The sequence below is a fragment of the Leifsonia shinshuensis genome (assembly GCF_013410375.1).
Taxonomy (GTDB): Bacteria; Actinomycetota; Actinomycetes; order Actinomycetales; family Microbacteriaceae; genus Leifsonia; species Leifsonia shinshuensis.
The window spans coordinates 2,000,552-2,027,286 of the sequence record NZ_JACCFL010000001.1; the positions used below are offsets into that span (position 1 = coordinate 2,000,552).

28 protein-coding genes are annotated in these 26,735 nt (G+C 71.8%); 20 read left to right on the plus strand and 8 right to left on the minus strand.

Annotation, left to right across the window (positions count from 1 at the left end; genetic code table 11):
* Positions 1-17 precede the first annotated feature (17 nt).
* Entirely contained in the window at positions 18-1,517 is a 1,500-nt protein-coding gene (locus tag HNR13_RS09770) for a DUF2867 domain-containing protein (protein ID WP_179605576.1), read from the plus strand.
* On the opposite strand, the gene HNR13_RS09775 is transcribed toward HNR13_RS09770, so the two are convergent.
* Positions 1,498-2,055 carry a MarR family winged helix-turn-helix transcriptional regulator gene (locus tag HNR13_RS09775; protein ID WP_179605577.1) on the minus strand — a complete coding sequence of 186 codons (558 nt, stop codon included), beginning with the start codon at positions 2,053-2,055 and terminating at the stop codon, positions 1,498-1,500. The genes HNR13_RS09770 and HNR13_RS09775 overlap by 20 nt on opposite strands.
* A gap of 73 nt (positions 2,056-2,128) precedes the next feature.
* On the opposite strand from HNR13_RS09775, the gene HNR13_RS09780 reads away from it, so the two are divergent.
* The 6 genes from HNR13_RS09780 (at position 2,129) to HNR13_RS09805 (ending at position 7,712) form a co-directional block, all read left to right on the plus strand.
* Entirely contained in the window at positions 2,129-3,259 is a 1,131-nt protein-coding gene (locus tag HNR13_RS09780) for a polyprenyl synthetase family protein (RefSeq protein ID WP_179605578.1), read from the plus strand.
* Positions 3,260-3,456: 197 nt separating this feature from the next.
* Positions 3,457-4,380, plus strand: a complete 924-nt coding sequence (locus tag HNR13_RS21580) for a phytoene/squalene synthase family protein (RefSeq protein WP_179605579.1) — start codon at positions 3,457-3,459, stop codon at positions 4,378-4,380.
* A complete protein-coding gene (crtI, locus tag HNR13_RS09790) occupies positions 4,377-6,032 on the plus strand; it encodes a phytoene desaturase family protein (RefSeq protein ID WP_179605580.1) in 1,656 nt (551 codons plus the stop codon). Before HNR13_RS21580 ends, crtI begins: the two co-directional genes overlap by 4 nt.
* Positions 6,029-6,397, plus strand: a complete 369-nt coding sequence (locus HNR13_RS09795; protein WP_179605581.1) for a lycopene cyclase domain-containing protein — start codon at positions 6,029-6,031, stop codon at positions 6,395-6,397. Before crtI ends, HNR13_RS09795 begins: the two co-directional genes overlap by 4 nt.
* A complete protein-coding gene (locus HNR13_RS09800; protein WP_179605582.1) occupies positions 6,394-6,828 on the plus strand; it encodes a lycopene cyclase domain-containing protein in 435 nt (144 codons plus the stop codon). The genes HNR13_RS09795 and HNR13_RS09800 overlap by 4 nt, the downstream gene beginning before the upstream one ends.
* Positions 6,825-7,712: a prenyltransferase gene (locus HNR13_RS09805; protein ID WP_179605583.1), complete on the plus strand. Its 888-nt coding sequence runs from the start codon at positions 6,825-6,827 to the stop codon at positions 7,710-7,712. The genes HNR13_RS09800 and HNR13_RS09805 overlap by 4 nt, the downstream gene beginning before the upstream one ends.
* On the opposite strand, the gene HNR13_RS09810 is transcribed toward HNR13_RS09805, so the two are convergent.
* Positions 7,709-8,092 carry a glyoxalase superfamily protein gene (locus HNR13_RS09810; protein ID WP_179605584.1) on the minus strand — a complete coding sequence of 128 codons (384 nt, stop codon included), beginning with the start codon at positions 8,090-8,092 and terminating at the stop codon, positions 7,709-7,711. The two genes, HNR13_RS09805 and HNR13_RS09810, sit on opposite strands and share 4 nt — an antisense overlap.
* A gap of 112 nt (positions 8,093-8,204) precedes the next feature.
* Here HNR13_RS09810 and HNR13_RS09815 point away from each other — a divergent pair, with 112 nt between their 5' ends.
* Positions 8,205-9,152 carry a J domain-containing protein gene (locus tag HNR13_RS09815; RefSeq protein ID WP_179605585.1) on the plus strand — a complete coding sequence of 316 codons (948 nt, stop codon included), beginning with the start codon at positions 8,205-8,207 and terminating at the stop codon, positions 9,150-9,152.
* 33 nt (positions 9,153-9,185) lie between these two features.
* Positions 9,186-9,575, plus strand: a complete 390-nt coding sequence (locus tag HNR13_RS09820; protein ID WP_179605586.1) for a VOC family protein — start codon at positions 9,186-9,188, stop codon at positions 9,573-9,575.
* A 10-nt stretch (positions 9,576-9,585) separates the two neighbouring features.
* Here the strand turns inward: HNR13_RS09820 and HNR13_RS09825 are convergent, their stop codons facing one another.
* Genes HNR13_RS09825 through HNR13_RS09835 form a run of 3 tightly spaced genes read right to left on the minus strand, consistent with a single transcriptional unit; the run spans position 9,586 to position 11,251 of the window.
* Positions 9,586-10,395 (minus strand): DUF72 domain-containing protein, encoded by an 810-nt coding sequence (locus HNR13_RS09825; RefSeq protein WP_179605587.1) that lies wholly within the window; start codon positions 10,393-10,395, stop codon positions 9,586-9,588.
* A complete protein-coding gene (locus HNR13_RS09830) occupies positions 10,395-10,757 on the minus strand; it encodes an RNA-binding S4 domain-containing protein (protein WP_179605588.1) in 363 nt (120 codons plus the stop codon). Before HNR13_RS09830 ends, HNR13_RS09825 begins: the two co-directional genes overlap by 1 nt.
* Complete coding sequence (locus HNR13_RS09835) at positions 10,754-11,251, minus strand: hypothetical protein (protein WP_179605589.1); 498 nt, start codon at positions 11,249-11,251, stop codon at positions 10,754-10,756. Before HNR13_RS09835 ends, HNR13_RS09830 begins: the two co-directional genes overlap by 4 nt.
* A 102-nt stretch (positions 11,252-11,353) precedes the next feature.
* Here HNR13_RS09835 and HNR13_RS09840 point away from each other — a divergent pair, with 102 nt between their 5' ends.
* Complete coding sequence (locus tag HNR13_RS09840; protein WP_179605590.1) at positions 11,354-11,851, plus strand: hypothetical protein; 498 nt, start codon at positions 11,354-11,356, stop codon at positions 11,849-11,851.
* Here HNR13_RS09840 and HNR13_RS09845 read toward each other — a convergent pair.
* Entirely contained in the window at positions 11,835-12,662 is an 828-nt protein-coding gene (locus HNR13_RS09845; RefSeq protein WP_179605591.1) for a DUF1295 domain-containing protein, read from the minus strand. The genes HNR13_RS09840 and HNR13_RS09845 overlap by 17 nt on opposite strands.
* Before the next feature lie 63 nt (positions 12,663-12,725).
* Between HNR13_RS09845 and HNR13_RS09850 the strand changes: the two genes are divergently transcribed.
* The 4 genes from HNR13_RS09850 to HNR13_RS09865 all read left to right on the plus strand — a co-directional run bounded on the left by HNR13_RS09850 (position 12,726) and on the right by HNR13_RS09865 (position 15,237).
* The gene (locus HNR13_RS09850) at positions 12,726-13,355 is read left to right on the plus strand and encodes a CDP-alcohol phosphatidyltransferase family protein (RefSeq protein ID WP_179605592.1); all 630 of its coding nucleotides are present in this window, start codon (positions 12,726-12,728) and stop codon (positions 13,353-13,355) included.
* A 55-nt stretch (positions 13,356-13,410) separates the two neighbouring features.
* Positions 13,411-13,860, plus strand: coding sequence for an FHA domain-containing protein (locus HNR13_RS09855; protein ID WP_179609324.1), 450 nt, complete (start codon positions 13,411-13,413; stop codon positions 13,858-13,860).
* Between the two features lie 7 nt (positions 13,861-13,867).
* Positions 13,868-14,566, plus strand: coding sequence for a transcriptional regulator FtsR (gene ftsR, locus HNR13_RS09860; protein ID WP_179605593.1), 699 nt, complete (start codon positions 13,868-13,870; stop codon positions 14,564-14,566).
* A 119-nt stretch (positions 14,567-14,685) separates the two neighbouring features.
* Complete coding sequence (locus HNR13_RS09865; RefSeq protein WP_179605594.1) at positions 14,686-15,237, plus strand: MerR family transcriptional regulator; 552 nt, start codon at positions 14,686-14,688, stop codon at positions 15,235-15,237.
* A 102-nt stretch (positions 15,238-15,339) separates the two neighbouring features.
* Here the strand turns inward: HNR13_RS09865 and HNR13_RS09870 are convergent, their stop codons facing one another.
* Positions 15,340-16,158: an AAA family ATPase gene (locus HNR13_RS09870; RefSeq protein ID WP_179605595.1), complete on the minus strand. Its 819-nt coding sequence runs from the start codon at positions 16,156-16,158 to the stop codon at positions 15,340-15,342.
* A gap of 70 nt (positions 16,159-16,228) precedes the next feature.
* On the opposite strand from HNR13_RS09870, the gene HNR13_RS09875 reads away from it, so the two are divergent.
* The 5 genes from HNR13_RS09875 (at position 16,229) to HNR13_RS09895 (ending at position 23,720) form a co-directional block, all read left to right on the plus strand.
* Positions 16,229-19,633 carry a pyruvate carboxylase gene (locus HNR13_RS09875; RefSeq protein ID WP_179605596.1) on the plus strand — a complete coding sequence of 1,135 codons (3,405 nt, stop codon included), beginning with the start codon at positions 16,229-16,231 and terminating at the stop codon, positions 19,631-19,633.
* Positions 19,634-19,772: 139 nt separating this feature from the next.
* Positions 19,773-21,095 carry a nucleotide-binding protein gene (locus tag HNR13_RS09880; RefSeq protein ID WP_179605597.1) on the plus strand — a complete coding sequence of 441 codons (1,323 nt, stop codon included), beginning with the start codon at positions 19,773-19,775 and terminating at the stop codon, positions 21,093-21,095.
* 38 nt (positions 21,096-21,133) lie between these two features.
* Complete coding sequence (def, locus tag HNR13_RS09885) at positions 21,134-21,625, plus strand: peptide deformylase (RefSeq protein WP_179605598.1); 492 nt, start codon at positions 21,134-21,136, stop codon at positions 21,623-21,625.
* 32 nt (positions 21,626-21,657) lie between these two features.
* Positions 21,658-22,506 carry an NAD-dependent epimerase/dehydratase family protein gene (locus HNR13_RS09890; protein ID WP_179605599.1) on the plus strand — a complete coding sequence of 283 codons (849 nt, stop codon included), beginning with the start codon at positions 21,658-21,660 and terminating at the stop codon, positions 22,504-22,506.
* A 269-nt stretch (positions 22,507-22,775) separates the two neighbouring features.
* Complete coding sequence (locus tag HNR13_RS09895) at positions 22,776-23,720, plus strand: endonuclease domain-containing protein (RefSeq protein ID WP_179605600.1); 945 nt, start codon at positions 22,776-22,778, stop codon at positions 23,718-23,720.
* Here the strand turns inward: HNR13_RS09895 and HNR13_RS09900 are convergent.
* The gene (locus tag HNR13_RS09900) at positions 23,717-25,546 is read right to left on the minus strand and encodes an AMP-binding protein (protein ID WP_179605601.1); all 1,830 of its coding nucleotides are present in this window, start codon (positions 25,544-25,546) and stop codon (positions 23,717-23,719) included. The two genes, HNR13_RS09895 and HNR13_RS09900, sit on opposite strands and share 4 nt — an antisense overlap.
* A gap of 162 nt (positions 25,547-25,708) precedes the next feature.
* On the opposite strand from HNR13_RS09900, the gene HNR13_RS09905 reads away from it, so the two are divergent.
* Positions 25,709-26,656: an ROK family glucokinase gene (locus tag HNR13_RS09905; protein ID WP_179605602.1), complete on the plus strand. Its 948-nt coding sequence runs from the start codon at positions 25,709-25,711 to the stop codon at positions 26,654-26,656.
* Positions 26,657-26,735: the final 79 nt, after the last annotated feature.

Below are 26,735 nucleotides of genomic sequence, written 5' to 3' on the forward strand. Positions count from 1 at the left end.
CGGGGTATGTTCGGGCGGTGGAAGCTCGACGTGTGCTCGTCACCGGCGCGACCGGGTACATCGGCGGACGGCTGGTGCCGCGCCTCCTGGAGCGCGGCTACCGGGTGCGGGTGCTGGTGCGTTCGCCGGCCAAGCTCACCGACGTGCCGTGGGCGGATCAGGTGGAGGTCGTGCAGGGCGACCTGCACGACCGGGCGGCCGTCGCGGCGGCCGTGCGCGCTGTCGACATCGTGTACTACCTCGTGCACTCCATGCGCGCCACCGGCGACTTCGATGAGGAGGAGGCGGACGCCGCGCGCTCGGTCGCCGAGGCGTCCGCGGCGGCCGGTGTGCAGCGGATCGTCTACCTCGGCGCGCTGCACCCGGACGGCCCGCTCTCGCGGCACCTGCGCTCGCGCGTGGCGGTCGGGCGCATCCTCCTCGGCTCCGGCGTCCCCACTGTCGTGCTGCAGGCCGGGGTGGTGATCGGGTCGGGGTCGGCGTCGTTCGAGATGATCCGACAGCTCACCGACGTCCTGCCGTACATGCCGGCGCCGCGCTGGGTGCGCAACCGCATCCAGCCGATCGCCGTGCGCGACGTGCTGCACTACCTCCTGGCGGCCGCCGAGCTGCCGCCCGAGGTCTCCCGCGCGTTCGACATCGGCGGCCCGGACATCCTCCGCTACGGGCAGATGATGAACGGCTATGCGCTCGAGGCCGGGCTGCGCCAGCGGCCGATCGCGTCGCTGCCGGTGTTCACGCCCTGGCTGGCCTCGCAGTGGGTGAACCTGGTCACGCCGATCCCGCGCGCGCTGGCCGTGCCGATCATCGAGTCGCTGCAGTACGACTGCGTGATGCGCGACCACGACATCGACGCCGTGATCCCGCCGCCGGAGGGCGGCCTGACCGGCTACCGGGCGTCGGTGCGGCTCGCGCTGACGCGCCTGAACGCGGGCACGGTCGAGACGAGCTGGCAGGACGCCTCCGTGTCCGGGGCGCCCAGCGACCCGCTGCCCAGCGACCCGGAGTGGTCGGGGCACACCGTCTACACGGACGTGCGCGAGCGCACCAGCACCGCGACGCCGGACGAGGTCTGGCGGGTGATCGAGGGGATCGGCGGCGACCGCGGCTGGTACTCCTTCCCGCTCGCGTGGGCCCTGCGCGGCTGGCTGGACAAGCTGGCGGGCGGCGTGGGCCTGCGCCGCGGGCGGCGTCACGCCGACCGGCTGCAGACCGGCGACGCCCTCGACTGGTGGCGGGTCGAGCGCATCGAGCGCGGGTCGTCGCTGCGGCTGCGCGCCGAAATGCGCGTGCCGGGCCGGGCGTGGCTGGAGCTCGGCGTCGAGCCGGACGGCGCGGGCGCGCGTTACCGCCAGCGCGCGGTGTTCTTCCCGCAGGGCCTCGCCGGACGGCTCTACTGGCTGGCGATCCTGCCGTTCCACGGCGTGATCTTCTCCGGCATGGCCGAGCGGATCGTCGTGGAGGCCGAGCGGGCCGCGCCGGCCGGCGACGGAGGGGTCACTCCGGGGGAGCCGTGATGAGCGTCGTGGCGCTGAGGTCGGTGAGGAACCGGGTCACGATCTCGCGCTCGGCCGGGCTGAGCGCCCGGGCGACCTCGAACCGCCTGGCGTGCTGAAGCCCCATCGTGCGGCGCACCTGGCGGTGCGTCTCCGGGGTGATCTCGACGGTGACCGCGCGGCGGTCGGTCGGGTGCGGCTTGCGCACGATGTGCCCGGCCCGCTCCAGCCGGTCGAGCAGCTTGGTGACGGAGGCGGTCGAGATGTGGAGGTGCTCGGCGAGCGCCCCGGCCGTCACGGCGACGTTGGCGTTGGTGGAGGCGATGATGTAGCGCAGCGCCTTCATGTCGGTCTCGTTGAGCTGCATGGCGGTGCGGGACTCGAAGCTGAGGCGCTGCTCCGCCTCGCGCCAGCCGCGCACCGCGTCGAGCACGCCGATGACCTGGGCCAGCTCCTCGTCGCTCAGGTCGTCGTGGCGGACGAGCTCCTGCCGCGGGTCGATCACGCGCGGGTCGATCAGCGACCCCGAGATGCGCCGGGCATCCTCCTTCGAACTCATGCGGACATCCTATTGCCACCTGTAAGAAGCGTGCTAAGTTATTTGCTAACCAGGCTAGGTAAAGGACGTCGACATGACCCAGCTGCGCCCGGACCTCACCGAGCCGCGCACCGCTGCGGACGCTCCAGGTCCCGACTTCGTCGAGGCGGATCTCCGCTCCGTCGAGCGCGAGCTGGAGGACTTCCTGGCGGCGCGGGAGCGCGACGCCGAGCCGTACGGCGAGGAGTACGTCCGGCTCTGGCTCGCGGTCGGCGAGTCCGCGCGCGGCGGCAAGCGACTGCGGCCGCGACTGGTGCTGTCGGCGTTCCATGGGCTGAGCGGCGGCCACCGCACGGCCGACGCCGCCACCCGCCGGGCCGCGGTGCAGACCGCCCTCGCCTTCGAGCTCCTGCACAGCGCCTTCCTGCTGCACGACGACGTCATCGACGGCGACACCGTGCGACGGGGGCGGCCGAACGTCGCCGGCGAGTTCAGCGCAGACGCCCTCTTCCGGGGGGCCGGGTTCTCCCGCGCCCGGCTCTGGGGCGAGTCGGCCGCCATCCTCGCCGGCGACCTGCTGCTGCACGCCGCCGCCCAGCGCGTCGCGCGCCTGACCGTCCCGGAGGCCACGCGCTCCCGGCTCCTGGACCTGATCGACCGGGCGGTCTTCGTGACGGCCGCGGGCGAGCTGGCGGACGTGGGGCTGGCCACCGGGATGTCCGCGAGCGCGCTTCCCGACGTCCTCTCGATGACCGCGGACAAGACCGCGGAGTACTCGGTGTCGGGGCCGCTCGCCGCGGGGGCCCTGCTCGCGGGTGCCGACGACGCGGTCGTGGAGCTGCTCGCGCGGTACGGCCGGCTGGTCGGCGTCGCCTTCCAGCTCGGCGACGACCTGCTCGGGGTGTACGGCGACGAGAGCGTGACCGGCAAGAGCGCGGTCGGCGACCTGCAGCAGGGCAAGGAGACCACCCTCATCGCCTTCGCGCGCGGGACGTCGCACTGGGCGGACATCGAGCCGCTGTTCGGCCGCACCGACCTGAGCGCAGCCGACACCGCCCGCCTGGCGGCGGCGCTGGAGGGCTGCGGCGCGCGCGACTTCGCCGAGCGGCTGCTCGCCGACCACGTGGACGCGGCGATCGACGCTCTGGACTCCCCGCTGCTGCCGTCCGCCCTCGCGGACACCCTCACGCGCGTCGCCCTCGGCTGCGTCGGGAGGGCGGCATGACCCGTATCGAGACGTCGGCGCGTGGGTGCCGCCCTCCCCGGCCGGCCCGCGAAGGAGCGTGAGATGACCCGTATCGAGACGTCGGCGCGTGGGTGCCGCCCTCCCCGGCCGGCCCGCGAAGGAGCGTGAGATGACCCGTATCGAGACGTCGGCGCGTGGGTGCCGCCCTCCCCGGCCGGCCCGCGAAGGAGCGTGAGATGACCCGTATCGAGACGTCGGGGTCGGAGACCTCCCCTGAGGAGCCCCCCGCTCCCGCCTCCGACACCGACCTCGCCCTGTACGGCCGGGCCGCCCACCGCAGCGCCGCCACGATCATCCACGAGTACTCGACGTCGTTCGGGATGGCGACCCGGCTGCTGTCGCCGTCCGTCCGGCCGGGGGTCGAGGACGTCTACGCCTTCGTCCGCGTCGCCGACGAGATCGTCGACGGCGCGGCGGCGGAGGCCGGCCTGTCCGCCGATCAGATCCGGCAGGTGCTCGGCGCGCTGGAGGACGACACCGAGCAGGCGCTCCGCACCGGCTACAGCGCCAACGTCGTCGTCCACGCCTTCGCCCGCACGGCGCGGTCGGCCGGCTTCGGCGCCGAGCTGACCCGCCCGTTCTTCGCCTCCATGCGCCGGGACCTGGACCCCGTCGACTTCTCGGCGGACGAGCTGAGCGCCTACGTGTACGGCTCGGCGGAGGTCGTCGGGCTGATGTGCCTGGCGGTGTTCCTGGCGGACTCGCCCGTGCCGGACGCGACCCGGCGGCGGCTGGAGGCCGGAGCCCGGCGGCTCGGGGCGGCGTTCCAGAAGATCAACTTCCTGCGCGACCTCGCCGTCGACTACGCGGAGCTCGGCCGCAGCTACTTCCCCGGCATCGACCCGGCGCACCTGACCGAGCGGCAGAAGCTCGCCCTGGTCGTGGACATCGACTGCGACCTCGGCGCCGCCGCTGACGCGATCCCGGAGCTCCCGGACAACTGCCGCCGCGCGATCGCCGCCGCCCACGGCCTGTTCGCGGAGCTCAGCGATCGCATCCGGGCGACCCCGGCGCCGGAGCTGCTCGTCCGCCGGGTGCGGGTGCCCAACCCCGTGAAGCTCGCGATCCTGCTCCGGGCCTCGACCGGGACGCTGCGGTGACTGCACGTCCGAGCGCCGCGGACCGTGTCGGCGACCGCGTCGTCATCATCGGGGGAGGGATCGCGGGGCTCGCGACCGCCGCGCTGCTCGCCCACGAGGGCCGCCGCGTGACGCTGCTGGAGCAGCACGACGTCGTCGGCGGCCGGGCCGGGCTGTGGGAGTCGGACGGCTTCCGGTTCGACACCGGACCGTCCTGGTACCTCATGCCGGACGTGTTCGACCACTTCTTCCGGCTGCTCGGCACGAGCACGGCGGAGCAGCTCGACCTGGTGACGCTCGACCCCGGCTACCGGCTGTTCGCGGAGCAGGGCGGGCCCGCGCTCGACATCCGGGCCGACGGGCGCGCCAACCGCGCGCTGTTCGAGAGCGTCGAGCCGGGCGCCGGAGCCGCACTCGACCGCTACCTGGCCGGGGCGGCCGAGACCTACCGGCTCGCCGTCGACCGCTTCCTCTACGCCACCTTCGCCGGCTCCGGCCCGCTGCTCGACCCCGCCGTCCTCCGCCGCGCCGGCCGGCTGGCGCGGCTGCTGCTCGAGCCGCTGGACCGGTACGCCGCCGGGTTCGTGCACGACACCCGGCTGCGCCAGCTGCTCGGCTACCCCGCGGTGTTCCTCGGCACCTCCCCGGGACGCGCGCCGAGCATGTACCACCTGATGAGCCACCTCGACCTGGACGACGGGGTGCGCTACCCGCTCGGCGGCTTCACCGAGCTGATCCGGCGGATCGCGGCGCTCGCCGAGTCCGCGGGGGCCGAGCTCGTGACCGGGGCGCGCGTGACGGCGATCCGTACCGAGCGGGGCGGATCGCGGGCCCGCGGCCGTCGAGCCAGGGCGACGGGCGTCGAGTACGTCGACGCGGGCGGGCGCACGCGGGTCGCCGAGGCGGATGTCGTCGTCTCGGCCGCCGACCTGCACCACACCGAGACGCAGCTGCTCCCACCCTCGCTGCGGACCCACCCCGAGCGCGTGTGGGAGCGCCGCGATCCCGGGCCGGGCGCCGTGCTCGCCATGCTCGGCGTGCGCGGCGCCCTGCCGGAGCTCAGCCACCACAACCTGTTCTTCACGACCGACTGGGAGGCCGGCTTCGCCCACCTGGACGGCTCCCGCCGCGGATTCGGCGCGCCCGCCGGCATCCCGGACCCCGTGTCGCTGTACGTGTGCAAGCCGAGCGAGACCGACCCGGGTGTCGCGCCGCCCGGAGCCGAGAACCTGTTCGTGCTGATCCCGGTCGCGGCCGACGTCTCGATCGGCCGCGGCGGCGTCGACCGGACGGGCGACCGCCTCGTGGAGCGCACGGTCGACGCGGCGGTGGAGCAGATCGGCGCCTGGGCGGCCATCCCCGGGCTCGCCGACCGGATCGTCGTGCGCCGCACCGTCGGCCCCGACGACTTCGCCCAGGGCTTCAACGCCTGGCGGGGCGGCGCGCTCGGGCTCGCGCACACCCTCCGGCAGAGCGCGTTCCTGCGGCCGGGGAACGCGTCCCGCCGGGTCGACGGCCTCCTCTACGCGGGGTCGTCGACCATCCCCGGCATCGGCCTGCCGATGTGCCTCATCAGCGCGGAGCTCGTGCTCAAGCGCCTGCGCGGGGACACCACCGCCGCCCCGCTGGCGGAGCCGCTGCGCCGGGCGCCCGCGGGGGAGCGGGTGCCGTGACCCTCGCCTACCTCGCCTGCCTGCTGGTCGCGCTCGGCGCCCTGGTGCTGCTCGACCGGCGCTTCGCCCTGGTGTTCTGGCGCGGCGGCCGGGAGACGGCCCGGCGCGCCAGCCTCGTCCTCGCGGCCGGCGTGGTCTTCTTCCTCGCCTGGGACGTGCTCGGCATCGCGCTCGGCGTTTTCGCGCGCGGGCGCTCCCCGTTCATGACCGGGATCGAGCTCGCGCCGCAGCTGCCGCTGGAGGAGCCCGTGTTCCTGGCGTTCCTCTGCTACCTGACGCTGATCCTGCTGTCCGGGACGCGGGCGCTGCTCGACCGGCGCACCCGGGCCGCCGCCGGCCGGCGGCGCGGAACGGAGCGCCGATGACCTACCCGCTGCTCAGCGTCGCCTTCCTCGCGCTCGCCGCGGCCGTGCTGGCGGCCGGCCTCGCGCGGACGCCCGACCGTGCCCGCGTGGCCGAGCGGTGGCTCGTCCCGGCGCTGGTCGCCGGCGTCGTGCTGGTGGTGCTCACCGGCGTCTTCGACAACCTGATGATCGCGGCGGGGCTGATGACGTACGCCTCCGGCGCGATCTCCGGCCTCCACCTCGGCCTCGTCCCGGTGGAGGACCTCGCCTATCCGGTCGCCGGGCTCCTCCTGCTGCCCGGTCTCTGGTTGCTGCTGCAGCGGACGGCGGAGGGGTCGCCGCCCGACTCTGTGCAGGCCGACTCCGAGCAGGCCGGCTCCGAGCAGGCTGGCTCCGTGCAGGCCGGCACGCGCCGCAGCGATCGCACCAGCCGCGATCGGAGCAGCCGATGACCACCGCCGTCGCCCCGTCCGCCCTCCGCCAGCTCGTCCTCGCCTCCCGCCCGCTGAGCTGGATCAACACCGCGTTCCCCTTCGCCGCCGCCTCCCTGGTCGCCACGGGCCGCGTCGACGCCGTGCTCGTGGTCGGGACGCTGTACTTCCTGATCCCGTACAACCTGGCGATGTACGGGGTGAACGATGTCTTCGACTACGAGTCCGATCTGCGCAACCCGCGCAAGGGCGGCGCGGAGGGCGCGCTGCTCGACCGGGGGATGCACCGCCGCACCCTGATCGCGGCCGCGGCGACGAACGCGCCGTTCCTGGTGTTCCTCGTCGCGGTCGGCTCGCCGCTGTCCTGGCTGGTGCTGGCCGCGAGCGTCTTCGCCGTGCTGGCGTACTCGGTGAAGGGACTACGGTTCAAGGAGGTCCCGTTCCTCGACTCCGCGACCTCCAGCTTCCACTTCGTGAGCCCAGCGCTCTATGGGCTCGTCCTCGCCGGCGCGGTGTTCACGCCGGCGCTGTGGCTGCTCCTGCTCGCCTTCTTCCTCTGGGGCGTCGGCAGTCACGCCTTCGGCGCTGTGCAGGACGTCGAGCCCGACCGGGAGGCCGGCATCGCGTCGGTCGCCACCGTGCTCGGCGCGGCGCGGACGACGCGGCTCGCCGTCGTCGCCTGGGCCGCGGCCGGCGTCGCGATGCTGGGGACGGCGTGGCCCGGCCCGCTCGCGGCCGTGCTCGCCCTCCCGTACATCCTCACCGCCGCGCCGTACTGGTCGGTCCCGGACGAACGCGCGAGCGCCGCCAACCGGGGCTGGCGGCGCTTCCTCTGGATCAACTACGCGTGCGGGTTCGTGGTGACCCTGCTGCTGATCGGCTACGCGCTGGGGTCGCCCCGCTAGCGGTTCTGCGGCACCAGCTGCTGGAGGCTCCAGCCGTTGCCGTCGGGATCGGTGAAGAAGACGAACCGGCCCCAGGCCTGCTCGTCGACGCCCTGCGCCTCGATGCCGTTGCTGCGCAGGTGCTCGAGCGCGGCGTCCGCGTCGGGGATGACGATCTGCAGGCCCTTCATCGTGCCCGGCGCCATGTCGGTCAGCCCCTCGCCGAACGCGATCGAGCAGGCCGAGCCGGGAGGCGTCACCTGCACGAACCGGAGCGTGTCGGAGACCCGCTGGTCGAAGTCCGCGTGCCAGCCGAGAGCGTCCACGTAGAACGCCTTGGCCCGGTCCACGTCGCTGACGGGGACGATGATGAGCTCGATGCGCCAGTCGCTGATGGTCATGATTCCTGCCCTTCCGGTTGGTGTGATCCCAGGCTAATTCGGCATGCGGTCAGATTCCGTCCGCAATCGAAATCGAGCGAATCCACGGATCCGCCCGCTACTCTCGTGAACCATGAGTGACAGTCCCGCCGCGCCGAGCGCCTACGAGGTCCTCGGCGTCAGCGCGACCGTCAGCCAGGAGGAGTTGCGCCGCGCCTACCGCCGGCTCGCCCGCCTCACGCACCCCGACACCGGAGGCACCGCCGCCGCGTTCCAGGCCGTGCAGAACGCCTGGGAGCAGGTCGGCGACCCGGAGGACCGCGCTCGCTACGACCGCGGCGAGAGCCTCGTCATGGACGCCGTCTCCGGCGAGTCCGGCCACGGCGGCTTCAGCGCGACCGTGCACCCCACCCGGTCGACCGCGCGCGGGGCGACGGTGCGCGCCCGCAGCTACGGGCACCCGGGCGGCCGCGCGCGCGAGCGCTTCCTGAAGCTGATGCGCGAGTGGATGGGCCGCGGCACCGACCACGCCGACCCCTACGACCCCGCGCTGGTGCGCTCGGCGCCGCGCGAGATCCGGATGCTCCTGGCGGAGGCGCTCGCCGAGGAGGCGACGGCCCGCGCGGTCTCCGGCCTCGGCATCGGCTTCACGATCTGGAACGACGTGGCCGTGCACCCGGCGACCGACGCCAAGCTCGACCACATCGTCCTCGGCCCGGCCGGCCTGTTCGCGATCCGCTCCGCCGACTGGGGGAGCGAGGTCAAGCTGGCGAAGGGCGAGCTGGTCGGTCCCGCCATCGGCCGCGACGAGGAGCCGTTCCACGAGCTGTACAACGCGGCGAAGAGCTTCGGCCGCCAGGCGGGCGTCCGCTTCACCGGCCTGATCGTGGTCGTCCCGGACGACGCCCTTGCGGTGCCGCTGGATGTCGTCCAGCGCGGCCGGCTGTCCGGCGCGACCGTGGTCCGCCGCTCGCTGCTGCCGAAGATCCTCCGCGACGGCGCCGACGCCGCAGGCCGCGCGAGCGTCGACCGCGCCTTCGAGCTGCGGCCGCGGCTGCAGGAGGCGGTGCGGTTCGTCTAGACGCCGCCCGCGTCCGGGAGCAGAGTGGCCTTCATGGTCAACGCAATCGACATCTTCAGCGGCTTCAGCGTGAACGACATCGACGCCGCCCGGGACTTCTACCGCGACGCCCTCGGGCTGGACGTGACGGAGGGGCCGATGGGCAACCTCGACATCGCCCTGCCCGGCGGCGGCCACGTGTTCGTGTACCCGAAGCCGGACCACACCCCGGCGAGCTTCACCATCCTGAACCTCGCCGTGGACGACATCGACGCCGCCGTCGACGAGCTGAACGCCAAGGGCGTCGTCACGAAGATCTACGACGACGACGACCTGCACACCGACGAGAAGGGCATCGCCCGCGGGCGCGCCGCGAACCGCGGGCCGGACATCGCCTGGTTCCGCGACCCGGCGGGCAACGTGATGTCGGTGCTGGCGGGCTGATCCGGCCGGCTCAGCGCAACCGCGCCAGCAACCCCATCGCGTCGTACGGCGCCCGCACCTTCAGGTCGTTGTCGAAGTACGCGTACACATCCAGCCCCTCCGCCAGCCGCTCCCGCAGCTCTCCGGCCCACCGGTCCAGCGCCTCGTCCGTGTACCCGCTCGCGTACAGCTCCTCGTCGCCGTGCAGCCGCACGTAGACGAAGTCCGCCGTCGTCTCGCGCAGCACCGGATAGCGCCCTGCGGTGTCGGCGAGCACCACCGCCACCCCGTGCGCGCGGCAGATGCGGGCGAAGGCGGGGTCGGTGAAGCTCGCGTGCCGGGCCTCCACCGCGTGCCGGAGCGGGCGGTCGTCGCTGCCGGAGTAGTCGGTCCGGTCGGACTCCAGGGTGGTCTCCGCGGCCAGGGAGCGCGCCTGTGCCGTCGTCACCGGCAACATCCCCAGGAACGCGTCCAGCGCCTCCGGGTCGAACTGCAGCGTCGGTGGGAGCTGCCACAGCAGCGGGCCGAGCTTCGGGCCGAGCGTCAGCACGCCCGACGCGAACAGGTTGGCGACGGCCGCCCGCGCGTTCTTCAGGCGGAGGATGTGGGTGATGTACCGGCCGCCCTTGACCGAGAACACGAAGTCGTCCGGCGTGCTCGCCGCCCAGGTGCGGTAGCTGGAGGGCTTCTGCAGCGCGTAGAAGCTGCCGTTCAGCTCGATCGAGTTCAGGCGCTCCGACGCGTACGCGAGCTCGGCGCGGTGCGGCAGGCCCTTCGGGTAGAACACTCCGCGCCACGGCGCGTACGTCCACCCGGAGATCCCGACCCGCGCCACCGCCATCAGCGGCCCCTGAGCTGCTCGAGGAGACGCCGGTCGCGCTTGGTCGGGCGGCCGGAGCCGCGCTCGCGCGTGACGTCGGACGGCGTCTCGGCCTTCGGCGGTGGGGGAGGCGTGCGGTCCTCGAAGCACTCCGCCGCGACCGCCGCTCCGACGCGCTTCACGATCAGCTTGCGGGCGATGTAGATCTTCTCCGAGCCGCCGACGTAGGCGCGCACCTCGTCGCCGACCTTCACCTGCTGCGACGGCTTCGCCCGGTCGCCGTTGACCTTCAGATGGCCGGCCTTGCACGCGTCCGACGCCGCGGAGCGGGTCTTGTACAGCCGCACCGCCCACGCCCAGGCGTCGACGCGGACCCCGGTCATGGCCGGTGGGCGACCGCCGCGGTCACCGGCGCGCCGACACCCTCTGCGCCCTGCTCCTCGGCCAGCTGGGCCTTCCACTTCACGAGGCTGCGCACCGTGCGGCTGCGGTCCTTCGCGAGCTTCTCCATGACGTCGGCGGGGACGTAGTAGTTGACGGCCACCCAGCCGCGCACCGTCTCCGAGCGGTCGCTCGCGAGCGTCCGCAGGATGTCGCAGGGCGTCGCTTCGTTCTTGGCCACGCAGCCGCGGACGCCCTCGTCCGGGTCGCTCGCGAGCGCCAGGAAGAGGTCCTCCGGCGTGTTGTAGCTGGAGGCCACCGCCTCGCGGATCTTCGGGTTCGGGTCCGCCGCCAGCAGGCGGAGCCTGCGCAGCTTGCTCTCCGTGAACTCCGGCGCCGGGTGCAGCGCGGCGGCCTCCTCCGCGGTGAGCATCGCCGGGCTGTGCTCGCGCATGGCCTGACGCTGGGCGGGGGTGTTGAACCGGATGCACGACATGCCTCCACGGTACGCGCTCGCACCGACCGTCGCGGGATGACGGACCGGAGGTTCCATCGAAAGATGGAAGCGCCTCCCAGCGCGCCGGGTTACCGTGGATACATGGATTCACTGCTCCGACGGCTCGACCGGATCGCGGGCGGACGCCACGCCGGTTACACCGTCCCGGAGGAGGGGCGCGACCACCCGCGGACGCGCCGCGCGTTCGTCGTCATCGCCTGGCTGCTCGTGGCCGAGCTCGTCATCGGGACCACCGCCGTCGTCATCGCCCTGGTGCTCACGCTCGACGGCGCGGCCGTGCCGTTCGCGGTCTGGATGCGCTCCGTCGTCGTGCTCGGCATGACCGTCACGCTGTTCTACTTCGCATGGCGCGCGCAGAAGGGCTATTACTGGGCCTACTCGCGCCTGCGGCTGTTCTCGAAGATCTTCCCGGTGGTCACCCTCGTGATCGCGGCGATCCCCGGCCTCTACCCGTTCTGGATGGTCACCGAGCAGATCGTGTTCAGCCTCATCCTGATCGGCGTGGCCGACTACCTCGACTCCGACCACATGCGGGAGGCCTTCCCGCGCCCGGCGCGCGCCGTCACGACCGCGCCGTGACCGCCTCCCCGCCGCGCCGCGGGAACCACGGCACGATCGGCGACGTGCGGCGCTGGTACTCGGCGTACTCCGGGTAGCGCGAGCGCGAGATGCTCTCGGTGAAGACCGTGGAGCCGATGAACAGCCCGGTCAGCAGCAGCGGCCCGAGCACGGTCCACTGCAGCAGCGACCCGGCGGCCACGCAGCCGAACAGGAACACCACCCACCACTGCGCCTGCTCGCAGAAGAAATTCGGGTGCCGGGAGAACCGGAACAGCCCGGTCTGCAGGAAGCGCGGGCTCGGCTCGCGCCCCGCGGCGACCTCCGCGTTCTTCCAGCGGTGGAAGTCCCACTGCTGCTGATCCGCGACGGTCTCGCCGGTCAGGAAGAGCAGGAACAGCACGGCGCAGAGCACGTCGAGCCCGTTCAGCGGCGTCGGGTGCTGGTACGCCGTCCACGCCGGGAGGGCGATCAGCAGCAGCAGCACGTTCTGGTAGATCACGATGAAGAAGAGGTTGAAGACCGCGAACGCGCCCCGGCTCATCCGGCCGCGCAGCACCTCCCAGCGGTAGTCCTCCCCGCCCGGCGCGTAGCCGCCCTTGCGCGCGAAGTTGAAGGTGAGCCGCGCGCCCCACAGCGTCACGAGCCCGGCCATCAGGTCCAGCCGGGCGTCCTGCAGGCCGGCGGCCGCCGCGAACACCCACACGTAGACGACGGGCACGATCGACCAGATCCGGTCGACCCACGAGTGCTCCCCGGTGACCAGCGACAGCACCCAGGTCGCGGCGCAGACGCCCGCGAGGATCCAGAGACACACGAAGAAGGGCTCCACGCCCCACATCCTAGGGTCGTGCGCCCCACTCGACGGGATGATCGCGGTCAGTAGAGTGGAATCGTGGATGGTGTCGGCGCGGTGAGCTCGCGCGTGTGGACGATCCCGAACGTCCTCAGCTTCTTCCGGCTGGCTCTGGTGCCGGTGTTCCTGGCGTTCGTGGTCACGGGGGAGGACGCGCTCGCGCTGCTGGTCCTCATCTTCTCCAGCGTCACCGACTTCCTCGACGGCTGGCTGGCCCGGCGGCTGAACCAGGTCTCCCGGCTCGGCCAGCTGCTCGACCCGGCGGCCGACCGGCTCTACATCTTCGCCGCCCTCGTCGGCCTCGCCTGGCGGGAGGTCATCCCGTGGTGGCTGGTCGCGGTGATCCTCGCCCGCGACGTCATGCTCGCCGTCCTCGGCGTGATCCTCGCCAACCACGGCTTCGGCCCGCTGCCCGTCCACCACCTCGGCAAGGTCGCCACCTTCTGCCTGTTCTGGGCGCTCCCGCTGCTCATGCTGGGCGAGGCGTACGCCCCGGTCGCGCCCTACTCGCTGCCGCTCGGCTGGGCGTTCGCGCTCTGGGGCGCGTTCCTCTACTGGTGGGCCGGCATCGTCTACATTCGGGAGACCGCGCGCGTCATCCGCCTTCCGGCCGATGACAGCGGGCCACATTCCGATAGGCTTGATCACGAGGAGGTTGACGGTGCCTGACGAGAACTACCCTGCTTCTGCTGCTGACGACGACGGCCGCGACGCCGCGAACCCCCTGCGCGATGCCGCGACGGGGAACGAGGACACGACCGCGCGCTTCGGCGAGGAGTTCATCTCCAAGATGTTCCCCATGGACGGGGAGATCAGTCCCGAGGAGCAGGAGGCGATCGCGGCGCTGCCGTCCGGTTCCGCCCTGCTCATCGTGCGCCGCGGCCCCAACACCGGCGCGCGGTTCCTGCTGGACGCCGACGTCACGAGCGCCGGCCGCCACCCGAACGCGGACATCTTCCTCGACGACGTGACCGTCTCGCGCCGGCACGCGGAGTTCACCCGCCGCGGCACGGCCTTCGAGGTCCGCGACCTGGGCTCCCTCAACGGCACGTACTACGACGGCGTCCGCATCGAGAGCGCCCTGCTCAGCGACTCGTCCGAGGTCCAGATCGGCAAGTTCCGGCTCACCTTCTACGCCTCGCGTCAAGATCTCGCCGCCGCGGCGAAGAACTAACGAACCGGTGGCCCGGCAAGCAGCGAGGGCGCACACCGCCCCGCCCGCACTGCTCTCGATCGGCCAGGTGCTGGCGCGCCTGACCCCCGAGTTCCCGGACCTGTCGTCGTCCAAGCTGCGCTTCCTCGAGGAGCGCGGGCTCGTCACGCCGTCCCGCACGGCGTCGGGCTACCGCAAGTTCTCGCCCGCCGATGTCGAACGACTGCACACCGTGCTGGCGATGCAGCGGGACAACTACCTCCCGCTCAAGGTCATCAAGAAGTACCTCGCCGCTCTCGACGCGGGCGAGAACCCGCCGCTCCCGGGCGGTGCGCGGGAGGGATCGACGTCGATGCTCCCGGCCGGCCGCCGGTTCAAGCGCGACGAGCTGCTCCGCGAGGCGGGCGCGACGCCCGAGCTCCTGCAGGAGGCCATCAGCGCGTCGCTGATCGTGCCGGCCGAGGTCTACGGCGAGGAGTCGCTGACGGTGCTCCGAGCGCTGGCCGAGCTGGCGCGCACCGGCATCGGGCCGCGCCACCTGCGGGGTTTCCGCGCGGCAGCGGAGCGCGAGATCGGGCTGATCGAGACCGCCCTGGTGCCCCTCGCGCGCCGCAAGGACGTGACGGCCGGGCCGCAGACCGCCGAGCTCGCCCGCGAGATCGCCGGACAGCTCGACGTGGTCCGCGGCAGCATCATCCGGGCGGCGCTGGCGCGCATCCAGCCCTGACCGGCTCGACACGCCGAGGGCGTTTGCCGGATGTCGTTGCCCGGCGACCGGGGGATGGGTACCGTTGATGAAGCGCCTCATCACGAAGCGCAGCATCCGTCAACCGAGGGGCAGTCATCATGAGCGAACTGAGTCGTGACAGCGACGCCGCCCGGTACGACCTGGGGCTGCTGTTCACCGACGGCCTCCCCGAGATGGACGACGCCAACGGCTACCGCGGCGCCGTCGCGGCCCGCGCGGCCGGCATCTCCTACCGCCAGCTCGACTACTGGGCGCGCACCGGCCTCGTGGAGCCCACGGTCCGCGGCGCGGCCGGCTCCGGCTCGCAGCGCCTCTACGGCTTCCGCGACATCCTCGTCCTCAAGCTGGTCAAGCGCCTGCTCGACACCGGGATCTCGCTCCAGCAGATCCGCACCGCCGTCAACCAGCTCCGCGAGGCGGGCGTCAACGACCTGGCGCAGACCACGCTGATGAGCGACGGCGCGAGCGTCTACCTGTGCACCTCGAACGACGAGGTCATCGACCTGGTCAGCCGCGGCCAGGGCGTCTTCGGCATCGCCGTCGGCAAGGTCCTCCGCGAGGTCGAGTCCTCGCTGGTCGAGCTCGACACCGCCGGCGACGACCTCGACGAGCTCGCGGCCCGCCGCGCGGCCAAGTCCAAGGCCTCCTGACCCCGTACCACCCGCAACCACCCGCCGAGTACGCGAATAGTCTGCGTACTCGGCGGTTTTTCGCTGATTTTTCGCGTACTCGCGGGGTGCGGAGGAGTCTCGTTAGTTGCCGGCGGCCGCGTACTCGCCGATCTTGGCGGTGCGCAGCACCCGCTCCAGGAGCAGGTCGAAGTTGTGCGCCATCTCCTGGGCGCTCTCGCCCGGCCAGACGTGCAACGGCTTCGCCGCGCCCTGAGCCTGCTGCAGGGAGGTGCGCTCGGGGAGCTGAGGAGACAGCACCAGCGGGCCGAACATGTCGCGCAGCTCCTTGATGCGGAACTGGTGCTCCAGCGACTGGACGCGGGCACGGTTGACGATGATGCCGAGCGGCTGGAGGCGCGGGGACAGGCCGCGGCGGATCTCCTCGATCGCGCGCAGCGCGCGGTCGGCGGCGGCCACCGAGAAGAGGCCGGGCTCGGTCACGACCGCTACGCGGTCGCTGGCCGCCCAGGCCGTTCGGGTGAGCGCGTTGAGCGACGGGGCGCAGTCGATGAGCACCAGCTCGTAGTCGTGCTCGACGTTGGCCAGCGCCTCCTCGAGCTTCCAGATGTCGCGGATGCTGGGGTGCGGACCGTCGAAGTTGATCGCGGACGGGCTGCCGATCATGACATCGACCTTGCCCGGACGTCCCCTGGTCCAGCCGGACGGCGCGATCGCCGCGCGGACGATCTTCTCCTTGGGGGAGGCGAGCACGTCGGCGACGTTGAGGTGACCGGCGACCTGGATGTCCATGCCGGTCGAGACGTCGGACTGCGGGTCGAGGTCGACGACCAGCGTACGGAGCCCTTTGGCGAACGCCGCCGAGGCCAGACCAAGCGTCACCGTGGTCTTTCCGACACCGCCCTTGAGGGAACTAACGCTGAGTACGTGCACGACAGCCACGTTACCTTCACTAGTCTTGGAGTACCTAACCGTTTGCTGTGTGGTGCCGACCCCTGCTCGAAAGGTCCCCATGTTCCGTAAGATCCTCGTTGCCAACCGCGGTGAAATCGCCATCAGGGCCTTCCGCGCCGCCTACGAACTGGGCGCCGCGACGGTCGCCGTCTTCCCCTACGAAGACCGCAACTCGATGCACCGGCTGAAGGCGGACGAGGCCTACCAGATCGGGGAGCCGGGCCACCCGGTCCGCGCCTACCTGGATGTGCAGGAGATCATCAGGGTCGCCAAGGAGTCCGGCGCCGACGCGATCTACCCGGGCTACGGCTTCCTCTCCGAGAACCCGGAGCTCGCCGAGGCCGCCCGCGCGGCGGGCATCGCCTTCATCGGCCCGCGCGCCGAGGTGCTCGAGATGGCAGGCAACAAGGTCACGGCGAAGGAGCACGCGATCGCCGCGGGCGTCCCGGTCCTCAAGTCCACCCCGCCGTCGCGCGACATCGAGGAGCTGCTCGCTGGCGCCGACGAGATCGGGTTCCCGATCTTCGCCAAGGCGGTCGCCGGCGGCGGCGGCCGCGGCATGCGCCGGGTCGCCCGCAAGGAGGACCTGCGCGCGTCGCTGGAGGAGGCCATGCGCGAGGCGGACAGCGCGTTCGGCGACCCGACCATGTTCCTGGAGCAGGCCGTGCTGCGCCCCCGCCACATCGAGGTCCAGATCCTCGCCGACGGCCAGGGGAACACCATCCACCTGTTCGAGCGCGACTGCTCGGTGCAGCGCCGCCACCAGAAAGTGGTCGAGATCGCGCCGGCGCCCAACCTCTCCGACGAGATCCGCCAGTCGCTCTACCGCGACGCGGTGGCCTTCGCGAAGTCGATCGGCTACGAGAACGCCGGAACCGTCGAGTTCCTGCTCGACACGGCGGGGGACCGCGCCGGCCAGCACGTCTTCATCGAGATGAACCCGCGCATCCAGGTGGAGCACACGGTCACCGAGGAGATCACCGACGTCGACCTGGTGCAGTCGCAGATCCGGATCGCCGCGGGGGAGACCCTCGCCGACCTCGGGCTCAGCCAGGACACCGTGCAGATGCGCGGCGCCGCCCTGCAGTGCCGCATCACCACCGAGGACCCGACCGCCGGCTTCCGCCCGGACACCGGCAAGATCACCACCTACCGCTCGCCGGGCGGCGCCGGCATCCGCCTGGACGGCGGCACGATCAACCCGGGCGCGCAGATCAGCCCACACTTCGACTCCATGCTGGCCAAGCTCATCACCCGCGGCCGCGACTTCCCGGCCGCCGTGCTGCGCGCCCGGCGGGCGCTGGCCGAGTTCCGCGTGCGCGGCGTCGCCACGAACATCCCGTTCCTGCAGGCGGTCATGGAGGACCCCGACTTCATCGCGGGCAACGTCTCCACCTCCTTCATCGAGGAGCGCCCCCAGCTGTTCAAGGGCCGCGAGTCCAAGGACCGCGGCACCAAGGTGCTCAACTGGCTGGCCGACGTCACCGTCAACCAGCCGAACGGCCCGCGTCCCGAGGTCGCCGACCCGGTGGAGAAGCTCCCGTGTATCGACCTGGGCGTCCCCGCGCCGGCCGGCTCCCGCCAGAAGCTGCTGGAGCTGGGCCCGAAGGGCTTCGCCGAGGCGCTGCGCGCGCAGACCGCCCTCGCGGTCACCGAGACCACGTTCCGCGACGCCCACCAGTCGCTGCTCGCGACGCGCGTGCGCACCAAGGACCTGCTGGCCGTCGCCCCGTACGTCGCCCGGCTCACCCCCGAGCTGCTCTCGGTGGAGGCCTGGGGCGGCGCGACCTACGACGTCGCGCTGCGCTTCCTCGGTGAGGACCCCTGGGAGCGGCTCGCGTCGCTGCGCGAGGCGCTGCCGAACATCAACATCCAGATGCTGCTGCGCGGCCGCAACACCGTCGGCTACACGCCGTACCCGACGCAGGTGACCGACGCGTTCGTCCGGGAGGCCGCCGCGACCGGCGTCGACATCTTCCGCATCTTCGACGCGCTCAACGACGTGTCGCAGATGCGCCCGGCGATCGAGTCGGTGCTCGCTACCGGCTCCGCCATCGCGGAGGTCGCCGTCTGCTACACCGCCGACCTGCTCGACCCGGCCGAGGAGCTCTACACGCTCGACTACTATCTGCGCCTCGCGGAGCAGATCGTGGAGTCCGGCGCGCACATCCTCGCGATCAAGGACATGGCCGGCCTGCTGCGCCCGGCCGCCGCCGAGAAGCTGGTGAGCGCCTTCCGCGAGCGGTTCGACCTACCGGTGCACGTGCACACCCACGACACCCCGGGCGGCCAGCTCGCGACGCTGCTCGCGGCCTCGCGTGCCGGCGCCGACGCGGTCGACGTGGCGAGCGCGCCGATGGCGGGCACCACCAGCCAGCCGAGCGCCTCCGCCCTGGTCGCGGCCCTCGCCCACACCGAGCGCGACACCGGCATCTCGCTGACCGCGGTCGAGGACCTCGAGCCGTACTGGGAGGCCGTGCGCCAGGTCTACCGCCCGTTCGAGTCGGGCCTGCCCGGCCCCACGGGCCGCGTCTACAAGCACGAGATCCCCGGCGGCCAGCTCTCTAACCTGCGTCAGCAGGCCAAGGCTCTGGGCCTGGCCGAGGACTTCGAGCTGGTCGAGGACATGTACGCCGCCGCCAACCGGATCCTGGGCCGCATCCCCAAGGTCACGCCGTCGTCCAAGGTGGTCGGCGACCTCGCCCTCCACCTCGCCGCCGTGCACGCGGACCCCGACGACTTCGCCGAGAACCCGCAGAACTACGACATCCCGGACTCGGTCGTCGGCTTCATGGCCGGGGAGCTCGGCGAGCTGCCCGGCGGCTGGCCGGAGCCGTTCCGCACCAAGGTGCTCGCGGGCAAGACCGTCAAGGTCGGCGTCGAGGACCTGCCGTCCGCCGACGCGGAGGCCCTGGAGGGCTCCAGCGCCGAGCGCCGCGCGACCCTCAACCGCCTGCTGTTCCCCGCTCCCACCCGCATCTACGAGCAGATGCGCGAGCTGTTCGGCGACCTCTCGGTCGTCGACTCGATCGACTACCTCTACGGGCTCTCCCCGGTCGAGGAGCACGTCATCGAGTTCAGCAAGGGCGTGCGGCTCTACATCGGCCTGGAGGCGATCGGCGAGGCCGACGAGAAGGGCATGCGCACGGTCATGACCACGCTCAACGGCCAGCTCCGGCCGGTGTTCGTGCGCGACCGCAGCATCGTCGTGGAGACCAAGGCCGCCGAGAAGGCCGACACAGCCAAGCCCGGCCAGGTGGCCGCGCCGTTCTCCGGCGTCGTGACCCTGCACGTGGTCCCGGGCGACGTGGTCGCCGCAGGGCAGGCCGTCGCGTCGATCGAGGCGATGAAGATGGAGGCCGCCATCACGGCCCCCGTCGCCGGCACGATCGAGCGGCTCGCCATCCCGAAGACCCAGCAGGTGGACGCGGGCGACCTCCTGGTCGTCATCACCCCCGCCTGACCGGCCCCGTCCGCAGCGCTCCCCGCAGTCGCGGGGAGCGCTGCGGCGCGTACGGAGAAGGTCGCTCGCTGTCGTCGCGGGCGGGCCGCCCGATAAACTGTCGCAGTCGCCGCCGTCGGGCGGCAGGAGGAGTGCAAGCGTGGCAGACAAGCCGGAGGAGCCCGAGCGCGGCGACCTCGCGCCGCGGGACGATGAGCCGACGTTCCGGCCGTCCCCGCTCGAGATCGACACGAAGCTGAGCATCGCCGTCGACCTGCCTCCCGCGCCTCCGCAGGAGGTGCCGGAGGATGAGGCCGCCGTCGCGATCGACGACATCCCCGTCGACCCCGGCTTCGTCGCGTCCCCGACCGAGCCGACCACCACCTCCGTCGCGATCGTCGCCTCGCGGCTCGCCACCGGCCCGACCGCCACCCAGCAGGACGCCGGCGACGGCGTCGTTCCATTGCCTGGGCAGGACGGCCATTCCGACGCGTTCGCCCAGTCCCGCCGCGACCGGCTGCGCGGCGAGCACTCGCCGCAGCCCGAGCCCGCCGCGATGCTGACGGCCGACCGGTTGCTGGAGGTCAACCGCAAGACGCGTCCGGGCCCGGAGGGTCCGTGGCAGCGCTTCGTCTACAACGTCACGTTCCGCACGGTCAACCTCGGCGACTCCGCCAAGGTGCGCGCGCGCAAGGAGCTCGACCACCGCATCCAGAAGCAGTTCGAGGGCGGCACCCGCTTCGTCCCGGTGCTGACCCGCAAGGGCGGCGTCGGGAAGACCACCATCACGACGCTGCTCGGGATGGCGCTGGCCGACGCCCGCGAGGACCGGATCATCGCTGTGGACGCCAACCCGGACCGCGGCACGCTGTCCGAGCGCGTCCCCAAGCAGACCCGCGCCACGGTCCGCGACGTCGTGCACAAGGCGGCGAGCATCGGCGGCTTCACCGACTTCTCCGCGCTCGTCTCGCGCGACGAGACGCGCCTCGACATCCTCGCGTCCGACACCGACCCGCTGCTGTCGGAGGCGTTCGACGAGAACGACTACAACGTCGTCGCCGACCTCGCCGCCCGGTTCTACTCGATCGTGCTCACCGACTGCGGCACCGGCATCGTCCACTCGGTGATGCGGGCCACCCTGCAGCGCGCCGACGAGATCGTGATCGTCTCCGGCGGCAGCGTCGACGAGGCGCGGCTGGCGTCCGAGACGCTCACCTGGCTGGAGGCGAACGGCTACACGGACTTGGTCCGCAACGCGGTCGTCGCCCTCAACACCGCCACGCACGCGACGAACCTGGTGAAGCTGGAGGAGATCGAGTCGCACTTCCGTTCGCGCGTGCGTGAGATCGTCCGCATCCCGTACGACCCGCAGCTCGCAGCCGGCAGCGTGGTCAACTGGAAGGACCTCAAGCCCCTCACCAAGCTGTCCGCCCGGGCGCTCGCCGCGCTCGTGGTGGAGGGCCTGCCCGCCGAGCGCGCCTGACCCCGCTCCCGTCCCACCCTGCGCTCTAGGAGACCCCTGTGACCGAACGTCAGATCCGCCTGTTCGGCGACCCCGTCCTGAAGACCCCGTCCGAGCCCGTGCTCGAGATCGACGAGGGCGTCCGCGGCCTCGTCGAGGACCTGATCGACAGCGTGATCCCGCCGGGGCGCGCCGGCGTCGCCGCCCCGCAGATCGGCGTCGGCCTCCGGGCGTTCAGCTACAACGTGGACGGCGAGGTCGGCTACATCATCAACCCGGAGCTCGTGGAGGTCTCCGGCGAGCCCGAGCTGGTGGACGAGGGCTGCCTCTCGGTGCCCGGCCTGTGGTTCAAGACCGCCCGCTACCCGTTCGCGCGGGTGCGCGGCATCGACCTCGACGGCAACGAGATCGAGCTCTCCGGCACCGGCGTGATGGCCCAGGCGCTCCAGCACGAGACCGATCACCTGGACGGGAAGCTCTACCTCGACCGCCTCGACAAGGACACCCGCCGCGAGGCGATGCGCCAGGTGCGGGAGAGCGACTGGTTCTGAGCCGTCCCCGCTGAGTCCGTAGACTCGGTGGCATGGACATCGCAGTCACCGGAGGATCGGGCAAGCTCGGACGCACAGTCGTCCGCGAACTACGCGCGGCGGGTCACACCGTCGTCAACCTGGACGCGACGGGGGAGCGCGGCCGCGGCTTCGTGCGTGTCGACCTGACCGACTACGGCCAGACGATCGACGCGATCCTCGGCGTCGACGACGCGCACGGCGGCTTCGACGCCATCGTGCACCTGGCAGCCATTCCCGCTCCGGCGATCCTGAGCGACGTCGCCACCTTCCACAACAACATCCGCGTCACGTACAACGTCTTCCAGGCCGCGCGCCGCGCCGGCATCAAGAACATCGTCTACGCGTCCAGCGAGACCGTGCTCGGCCTCCCGTTCGACGTGCCGCCGCCCTACATCCCGGTGGACGAGGACTACCCGGCCCGCCCGGAGTCGACCTACTCGCTGGTCAAGCACCTCGAGGAGCAGATGGCGATCGAGCTGACGCGCTGGGACCCGTCGCTGAAGATCGTGGCGCTGCGCTTCTCGAACGTGATGGAGCCGGCCGACTACGCCGCGTTCCCGTCCTACGACGCGGACGCCAGGGGCCGGAAGTGGAACCTCTGGGGCTACATCGACGCCCGCGACGGCGCCCAGGCCATCCAGAAGGCCCTCGAGTGGGACGCCACGGGCTTCGACCGCTTCATCATCGCGGCGGCCGACACGGTGATGAGCCGTCCCAACTCCGAGCTCGTCGCCGAGGTCTTCCCCGGCGTCCCGCTGAAGCGCGACGACCTCGACAACAACGAGACCCTGCTGTCGATCGACAAGGCCCGCCGGGTGCTGGGGTACGACCCCCAGCACTCCTGGCGCGACGAGGTGTAGCGCCGGCGCGATTCGTCACGAATGTCGCGTTTGTCGCGTTCATTCGCGCGATTCGTGACGAATGTCGCTCGGCGCTGCCGCTCGTGACATTCGTCACGAATGTCGCGTTTGTCGCGCTCATTCGCGCGATTCGTGACGAATGCGGGTGGGCGCGGGAGGCGCGATTCGTTGCGAATCGTGCAGGTGTGCCTCGGTGTGGACAACTCGGCTTGTCCACCGATTCGCCGCCCGCGAGCCACGCGGGCGCATTCGGCCGCCACAATCGGGGCATGCGAACTCCACAACCCCTCCCGGCCGCGCTGGCCGGTGTCGCCTTCACACCCTCGGAGGCGCGTCGCGCCGGAGTCAGCGCGTCACGGCTGCGCGCCCGTGACCTCTACAGCCCGTTCCACGGTATTCATCTTTCCGTGGCGCCTGGCTCGCTTCGGGAGCGGTGCCAGGCGTACCTCCCGCTGCTGGCCGATGGCGCATACTTCAGCCATCAGACCGGGGCTGCCCTCCTCGGCGTCCCCCTGCCGGTGACGCAAGACCAGGGTCCACTTCACGTATCGGTGGAGTTCCCGCGATCTCCGCCGCGCGCCCGAGGAGTGGCGGGTCACAGCCTGGGGAGCCTGGCGGGGCAGGTGGTGGAGGGGTTGCCGGTCAGTACGGCGGCTCACGTCTGGTGCCAGCTCTCCGGAGTCCTCAGCCGCGAGGACCTCGTCGCGGTGGGAGACCATCTGGTCGGCGCGCGCAAGCGCCCCGCTCTCGCCGACATCGACGAACTCGTCGTCGCCGCAGACGAGCTTCGGCGCACGAAGGGGGCTCGGGCTCGTGCCTGGGCGCTCCCTCGTATCCGCCCCGGAGCGGATTCGCGTCCCGAGACGCTGCTGCGCTTGTTCCTGGAGGCTCGCGGCTATGGCTGGTTGGAGGTCAACCATCCGGTGCCGGTAGGTCGCCGAGGCGTCGTGCTGCATCCGGACCTCTCCATCCCGGAGCGACGGCTCGCGTTCGAGTACGAGGGCGATGGTCACCGCGTGGAACGCAGGCAGTGGCACACGGACATCGAGCGCCGCGACCTCCTCGAGGCCGAAGGCTGGCGTGTCGTCAGAGTGACCTCGCACGATCTGTTCGGCGACCGCGATGCGTTCGCCGAGCGCCTCAACAGATTCGTGCCGAATGTCGCGTTTGGCGGCGCCAAAGGCGACATTCGGCACGAATCGTGGAGCGCCTAGTGCGCCAGCGAGATCCCCTGCGTGCTCGGGTTGCCGCTGTAGACGCCGTCGATCACGTCGGCGAAGTCGGCGAGGATCACGTTGCGCTTGATGCTGAGCTTCGGCGTGAGGTGGCCGCTGGCCTCGGTCAGCTCCGTGGCGAGGATGACGAACTTGCGGATGCTCTCCGCACGGGAGACGCCCTGGTTCGCCGCGTCGATCGCGCGCTGGATCTCCGCGTTCACCGCCGGGTTCACGGAGGCCTCGGCGAGGGTCATGTCCTTGTCCTCGCCGTTGTTCGCCAGCCAGGTCGGCAGCATCTCGGTGTCCAGCGTCACGAGCGCGGCGATGAACGGCTTCTGGTCGCCGACGACGATCACCTGGCCGACCAGCGGGTTGGCGCGGATCGGGTCCTCCAGCACGGCGGGGGAGACGTTCTTGCCGCCGGCGGTGACGATGATCTCCTTCTTGCGGCCGGTGATGGTCAGGTAGCCGTCGTCGTCGAACGTGCCGAGGTCGCCGGTGCGGAACCAGCCGTCGTCGAAGGCCGCGGCCGTCGCCTCCGGGTTCTTCCAGTACTCCTTGAAGACGTTCACGCCCCTGACCTGGATCTCGCCGTCGGCGGCCAGCCGCAGGTCGACGCCGGGGAGGGCGGGACCGACGGTGCCGATCTTGAACATGTCGGGACGGTTGACGGTCGCCGGCGCCGTGGTCTCGGTGAGGCCGTAGCCCTCCAGGATCTTGATGCCGAGGCTGTGGAAGAAGTGGCCCAGGTGCGCGCCGAGCGGCGCGGAGCCGGAGACGGCGTACTTCACGCGGCCGCCCATCGCAGCGCGCAGCTTGGAGAACACCAGCCGGTCGTAGAGCGCGAACTTGAGCTTGAGGCCGAACGGCACCGAACCGGCTTCGACGGCCTTCGAGTGCTCCACGGCGACCTCGGCGGCGGCGCGGAAGATCTTGCCGCGGCCGCCGGCCTCCGCCTTCTGCTCGGCCGAGTTGTAGACCTTCTCGAACACGCGCGGCACGGCCAGCAGGAACGTCGGCTTGAAGCTCGCCAGCGCGGGAAGCAGCTGCTTGGTGTCGGCCTGGTGGCCCACCTTCACACCCGCGGTGACGCAGAGCACGGCGATGAACCGCGCGAACACGTGCGCCGTCGTGATGAAGAGCAGCGTGGAGGCGCCGCCCGGCTGCATCACGACCTCCTTCAGCGCCTCGGCGGAGTTGCGCGACAGCTCCACGAAGTTGGAGTGCGTCAGCACGCAGCCCTTCGGGCGTCCGGTGGAGCCGGAGGTGTAGATGAGCGTGCCGATGTCCTCGCCGCGCGCCAGGTTCCTGCGGCGCTCGATCTCCTCGTCCGGGACGCCGACGCCGCCGGCGGCCAGCTTGTCGAGGTCGCCCAGGTGCAGCTGCCAGACGTTCTGGATCAGCGGGAGGTCGGCGTGCACCTCGTCGAACCGCGAGAACATCTCCGCGGTCTCCAGGATGACGGCCTTCGCGCCGGAGTCGGACATGTTCCACTGGACCTGCGCCGGCGACGACGTCTCGTAGATCGGGACGAGCACGGCACCGGCGAACCAGGTGGCGAAGTCGATCAGCGACCACTCGTAGCGGGTCTTGCACATCAGGCCGATCATGTCGCCCGGCTGGATGCCGGCGGCGACCAGGCCCTTGGCGAGCGCGATCACCTGGCGGTAGAACTCGGCCGCGGTCACGTCCTTCCAGCCGTCGCCGTCCGGGAGGCTGAACAGCGCGGCGTCCGGGGTGGCGGCGACCCGCTGCACGAGCAGGTCGGTCGCGTTGGCCTCCGGGTCGGCGGGGACGACTGCGGGGGTTTCGAACTGGTTCACGGTAGCTCCCTCGATACCGGGCGGGCGGGTGATCGGGCCGAATCGCTCCGGCTCGCAGTGGTTGATTACACTCTAGATGGTGCGGCAGGGAGTCTTCCGAGACGGCCCGGTCCGCTCATCCCACCATCGCCCGACCCACGCCCATCCGGAAGGGGCTCGCCTGTGCATGCCATCGGAATCGACATCGGCGGGACCAAGATCGCCGGAGCGGTCGTCGACGAGCTCGGCGCGATCGTCCGCGAGGACCGCGTGCCGACCGACGCCAGCCGTCCGGAGGAGATCGAGAACGCCGTCGTCGCGATGATCGAGCGGCTGTCGGACGGGCCGGAGCAGATCGCGGGCGCCGGGGTCGCTGCGGCCGGGTTCATCGACGCCGCGCAGTCGACCGTCTACTACGCGCCCAACATCAACTGGCGGCACGAGCCGTTCCGGGAGAAGCTCGAGAAGCGGATCGACGTCCCCGTCATCATCGAGAACGACGCCAACGCGGCGGGCTGGGCGGAGTTCCGCTACGGAGCGGGCCGCCTGGTCAGCGACATGGTCATCCTCACCATCGGCACCGGCGTGGGCGGCGCGATCGTCAGCAACGACCGGCTGTTCCGCGGCGGCTTCGGCGCGGGCGCCGAGATCGGCCACATGCGCGTGGTGCCGGGCGGCCTGCCGTGCGGCTGCGGCGCGCACGGCTGCATCGAGCAGTACGGCTCCGGCCGGGCGCTGCAGCGGATGGCGAACGAGCTGGCGGACGCCGGCGGCATCGGGCAGTCCCTCGCCGACATCCGCAGCAGGAAGGGCGAGCTGAGCGGCTCCGACATCTCCGGCCTCATCATGGCGGGCGACCCCGGCGCGCTGGCCGCGCTGCGTCAGCTCGGCGACTGGCTCGGCCAGGCCTGTGCGAGCCTCGGCGCGATCCTCGACCCGCAGCTCTTCGTCTTCGGCGGCGGCGTCGCCCAGGCCGGCGAGCTGCTGCTGGAGCCGATCCGGCAGGCCTACCTCGAGAACCTCCCGGCCCGCGGCTACCACCCGGAGCCGGAGTTCAAGATCGCGGAGCTGGTCAACGACGCCGGGGTCGTGGGCGCGGCCGACCTCGCCCGCCTGCACGCGGCGCTCTGAGCCGCTCCGGCAGCGGTTGCTGCGCGTGTCCGCGCGTGAGCCGGTCCTCCCGGTGAGCGGGGCGGGGCAGTAGGATTTC

What these genes read in the sequence shown, in the direction of transcription:
- HNR13_RS21580 (WP_179605579.1), top strand. Translation starts at nt 3,457, where the DNA reads ATGACCCGTATCGAGACGTCGGGGTCGGAGACCTCCCCTGAGGAGCCC.
- HNR13_RS09825 (WP_179605587.1), bottom strand. Translation starts at nt 10,395, where the DNA reads ATGGCGGTGGCGCGGGTCGGGATCTCCGGGTGGACGTACGCGCCGTGG.
- HNR13_RS09800 (WP_179605582.1), top strand. Translation starts at nt 6,394, where the DNA reads ATGACCTACCCGCTGCTCAGCGTCGCCTTCCTCGCGCTCGCCGCGGCC.
- HNR13_RS09835 (WP_179605589.1), bottom strand. Translation starts at nt 11,251, where the DNA reads ATGTCGTGCATCCGGTTCAACACCCCCGCCCAGCGTCAGGCCATGCGC.
- HNR13_RS09830 (WP_179605588.1), bottom strand. Translation starts at nt 10,757, where the DNA reads ATGACCGGGGTCCGCGTCGACGCCTGGGCGTGGGCGGTGCGGCTGTAC.
- HNR13_RS09840 (WP_179605590.1), top strand. Translation starts at nt 11,354, where the DNA reads ATGGATTCACTGCTCCGACGGCTCGACCGGATCGCGGGCGGACGCCAC.
- HNR13_RS09805 (WP_179605583.1), top strand. Translation starts at nt 6,825, where the DNA reads ATGACCACCGCCGTCGCCCCGTCCGCCCTCCGCCAGCTCGTCCTCGCC.
- HNR13_RS09895 (WP_179605600.1), top strand. Translation starts at nt 22,776, where the DNA reads ATGCGAACTCCACAACCCCTCCCGGCCGCGCTGGCCGGTGTCGCCTTC.
- HNR13_RS09820 (WP_179605586.1), top strand. Translation starts at nt 9,186, where the DNA reads ATGGTCAACGCAATCGACATCTTCAGCGGCTTCAGCGTGAACGACATC.
- HNR13_RS09865 (WP_179605594.1), top strand. Translation starts at nt 14,686, where the DNA reads ATGAGCGAACTGAGTCGTGACAGCGACGCCGCCCGGTACGACCTGGGG.
- HNR13_RS09810 (WP_179605584.1), bottom strand. Translation starts at nt 8,092, where the DNA reads ATGACCATCAGCGACTGGCGCATCGAGCTCATCATCGTCCCCGTCAGC.
- HNR13_RS09775 (WP_179605577.1), bottom strand. Translation starts at nt 2,055, where the DNA reads ATGAGTTCGAAGGAGGATGCCCGGCGCATCTCGGGGTCGCTGATCGAC.
- HNR13_RS09815 (WP_179605585.1), top strand. Translation starts at nt 8,205, where the DNA reads ATGAGTGACAGTCCCGCCGCGCCGAGCGCCTACGAGGTCCTCGGCGTC.
- HNR13_RS09890 (WP_179605599.1), top strand. Translation starts at nt 21,658, where the DNA reads ATGGACATCGCAGTCACCGGAGGATCGGGCAAGCTCGGACGCACAGTC.
- HNR13_RS09875 (WP_179605596.1), top strand. Translation starts at nt 16,229, where the DNA reads ATGTTCCGTAAGATCCTCGTTGCCAACCGCGGTGAAATCGCCATCAGG.
- HNR13_RS09780 (WP_179605578.1), top strand. Translation starts at nt 2,129, where the DNA reads ATGACCCAGCTGCGCCCGGACCTCACCGAGCCGCGCACCGCTGCGGAC.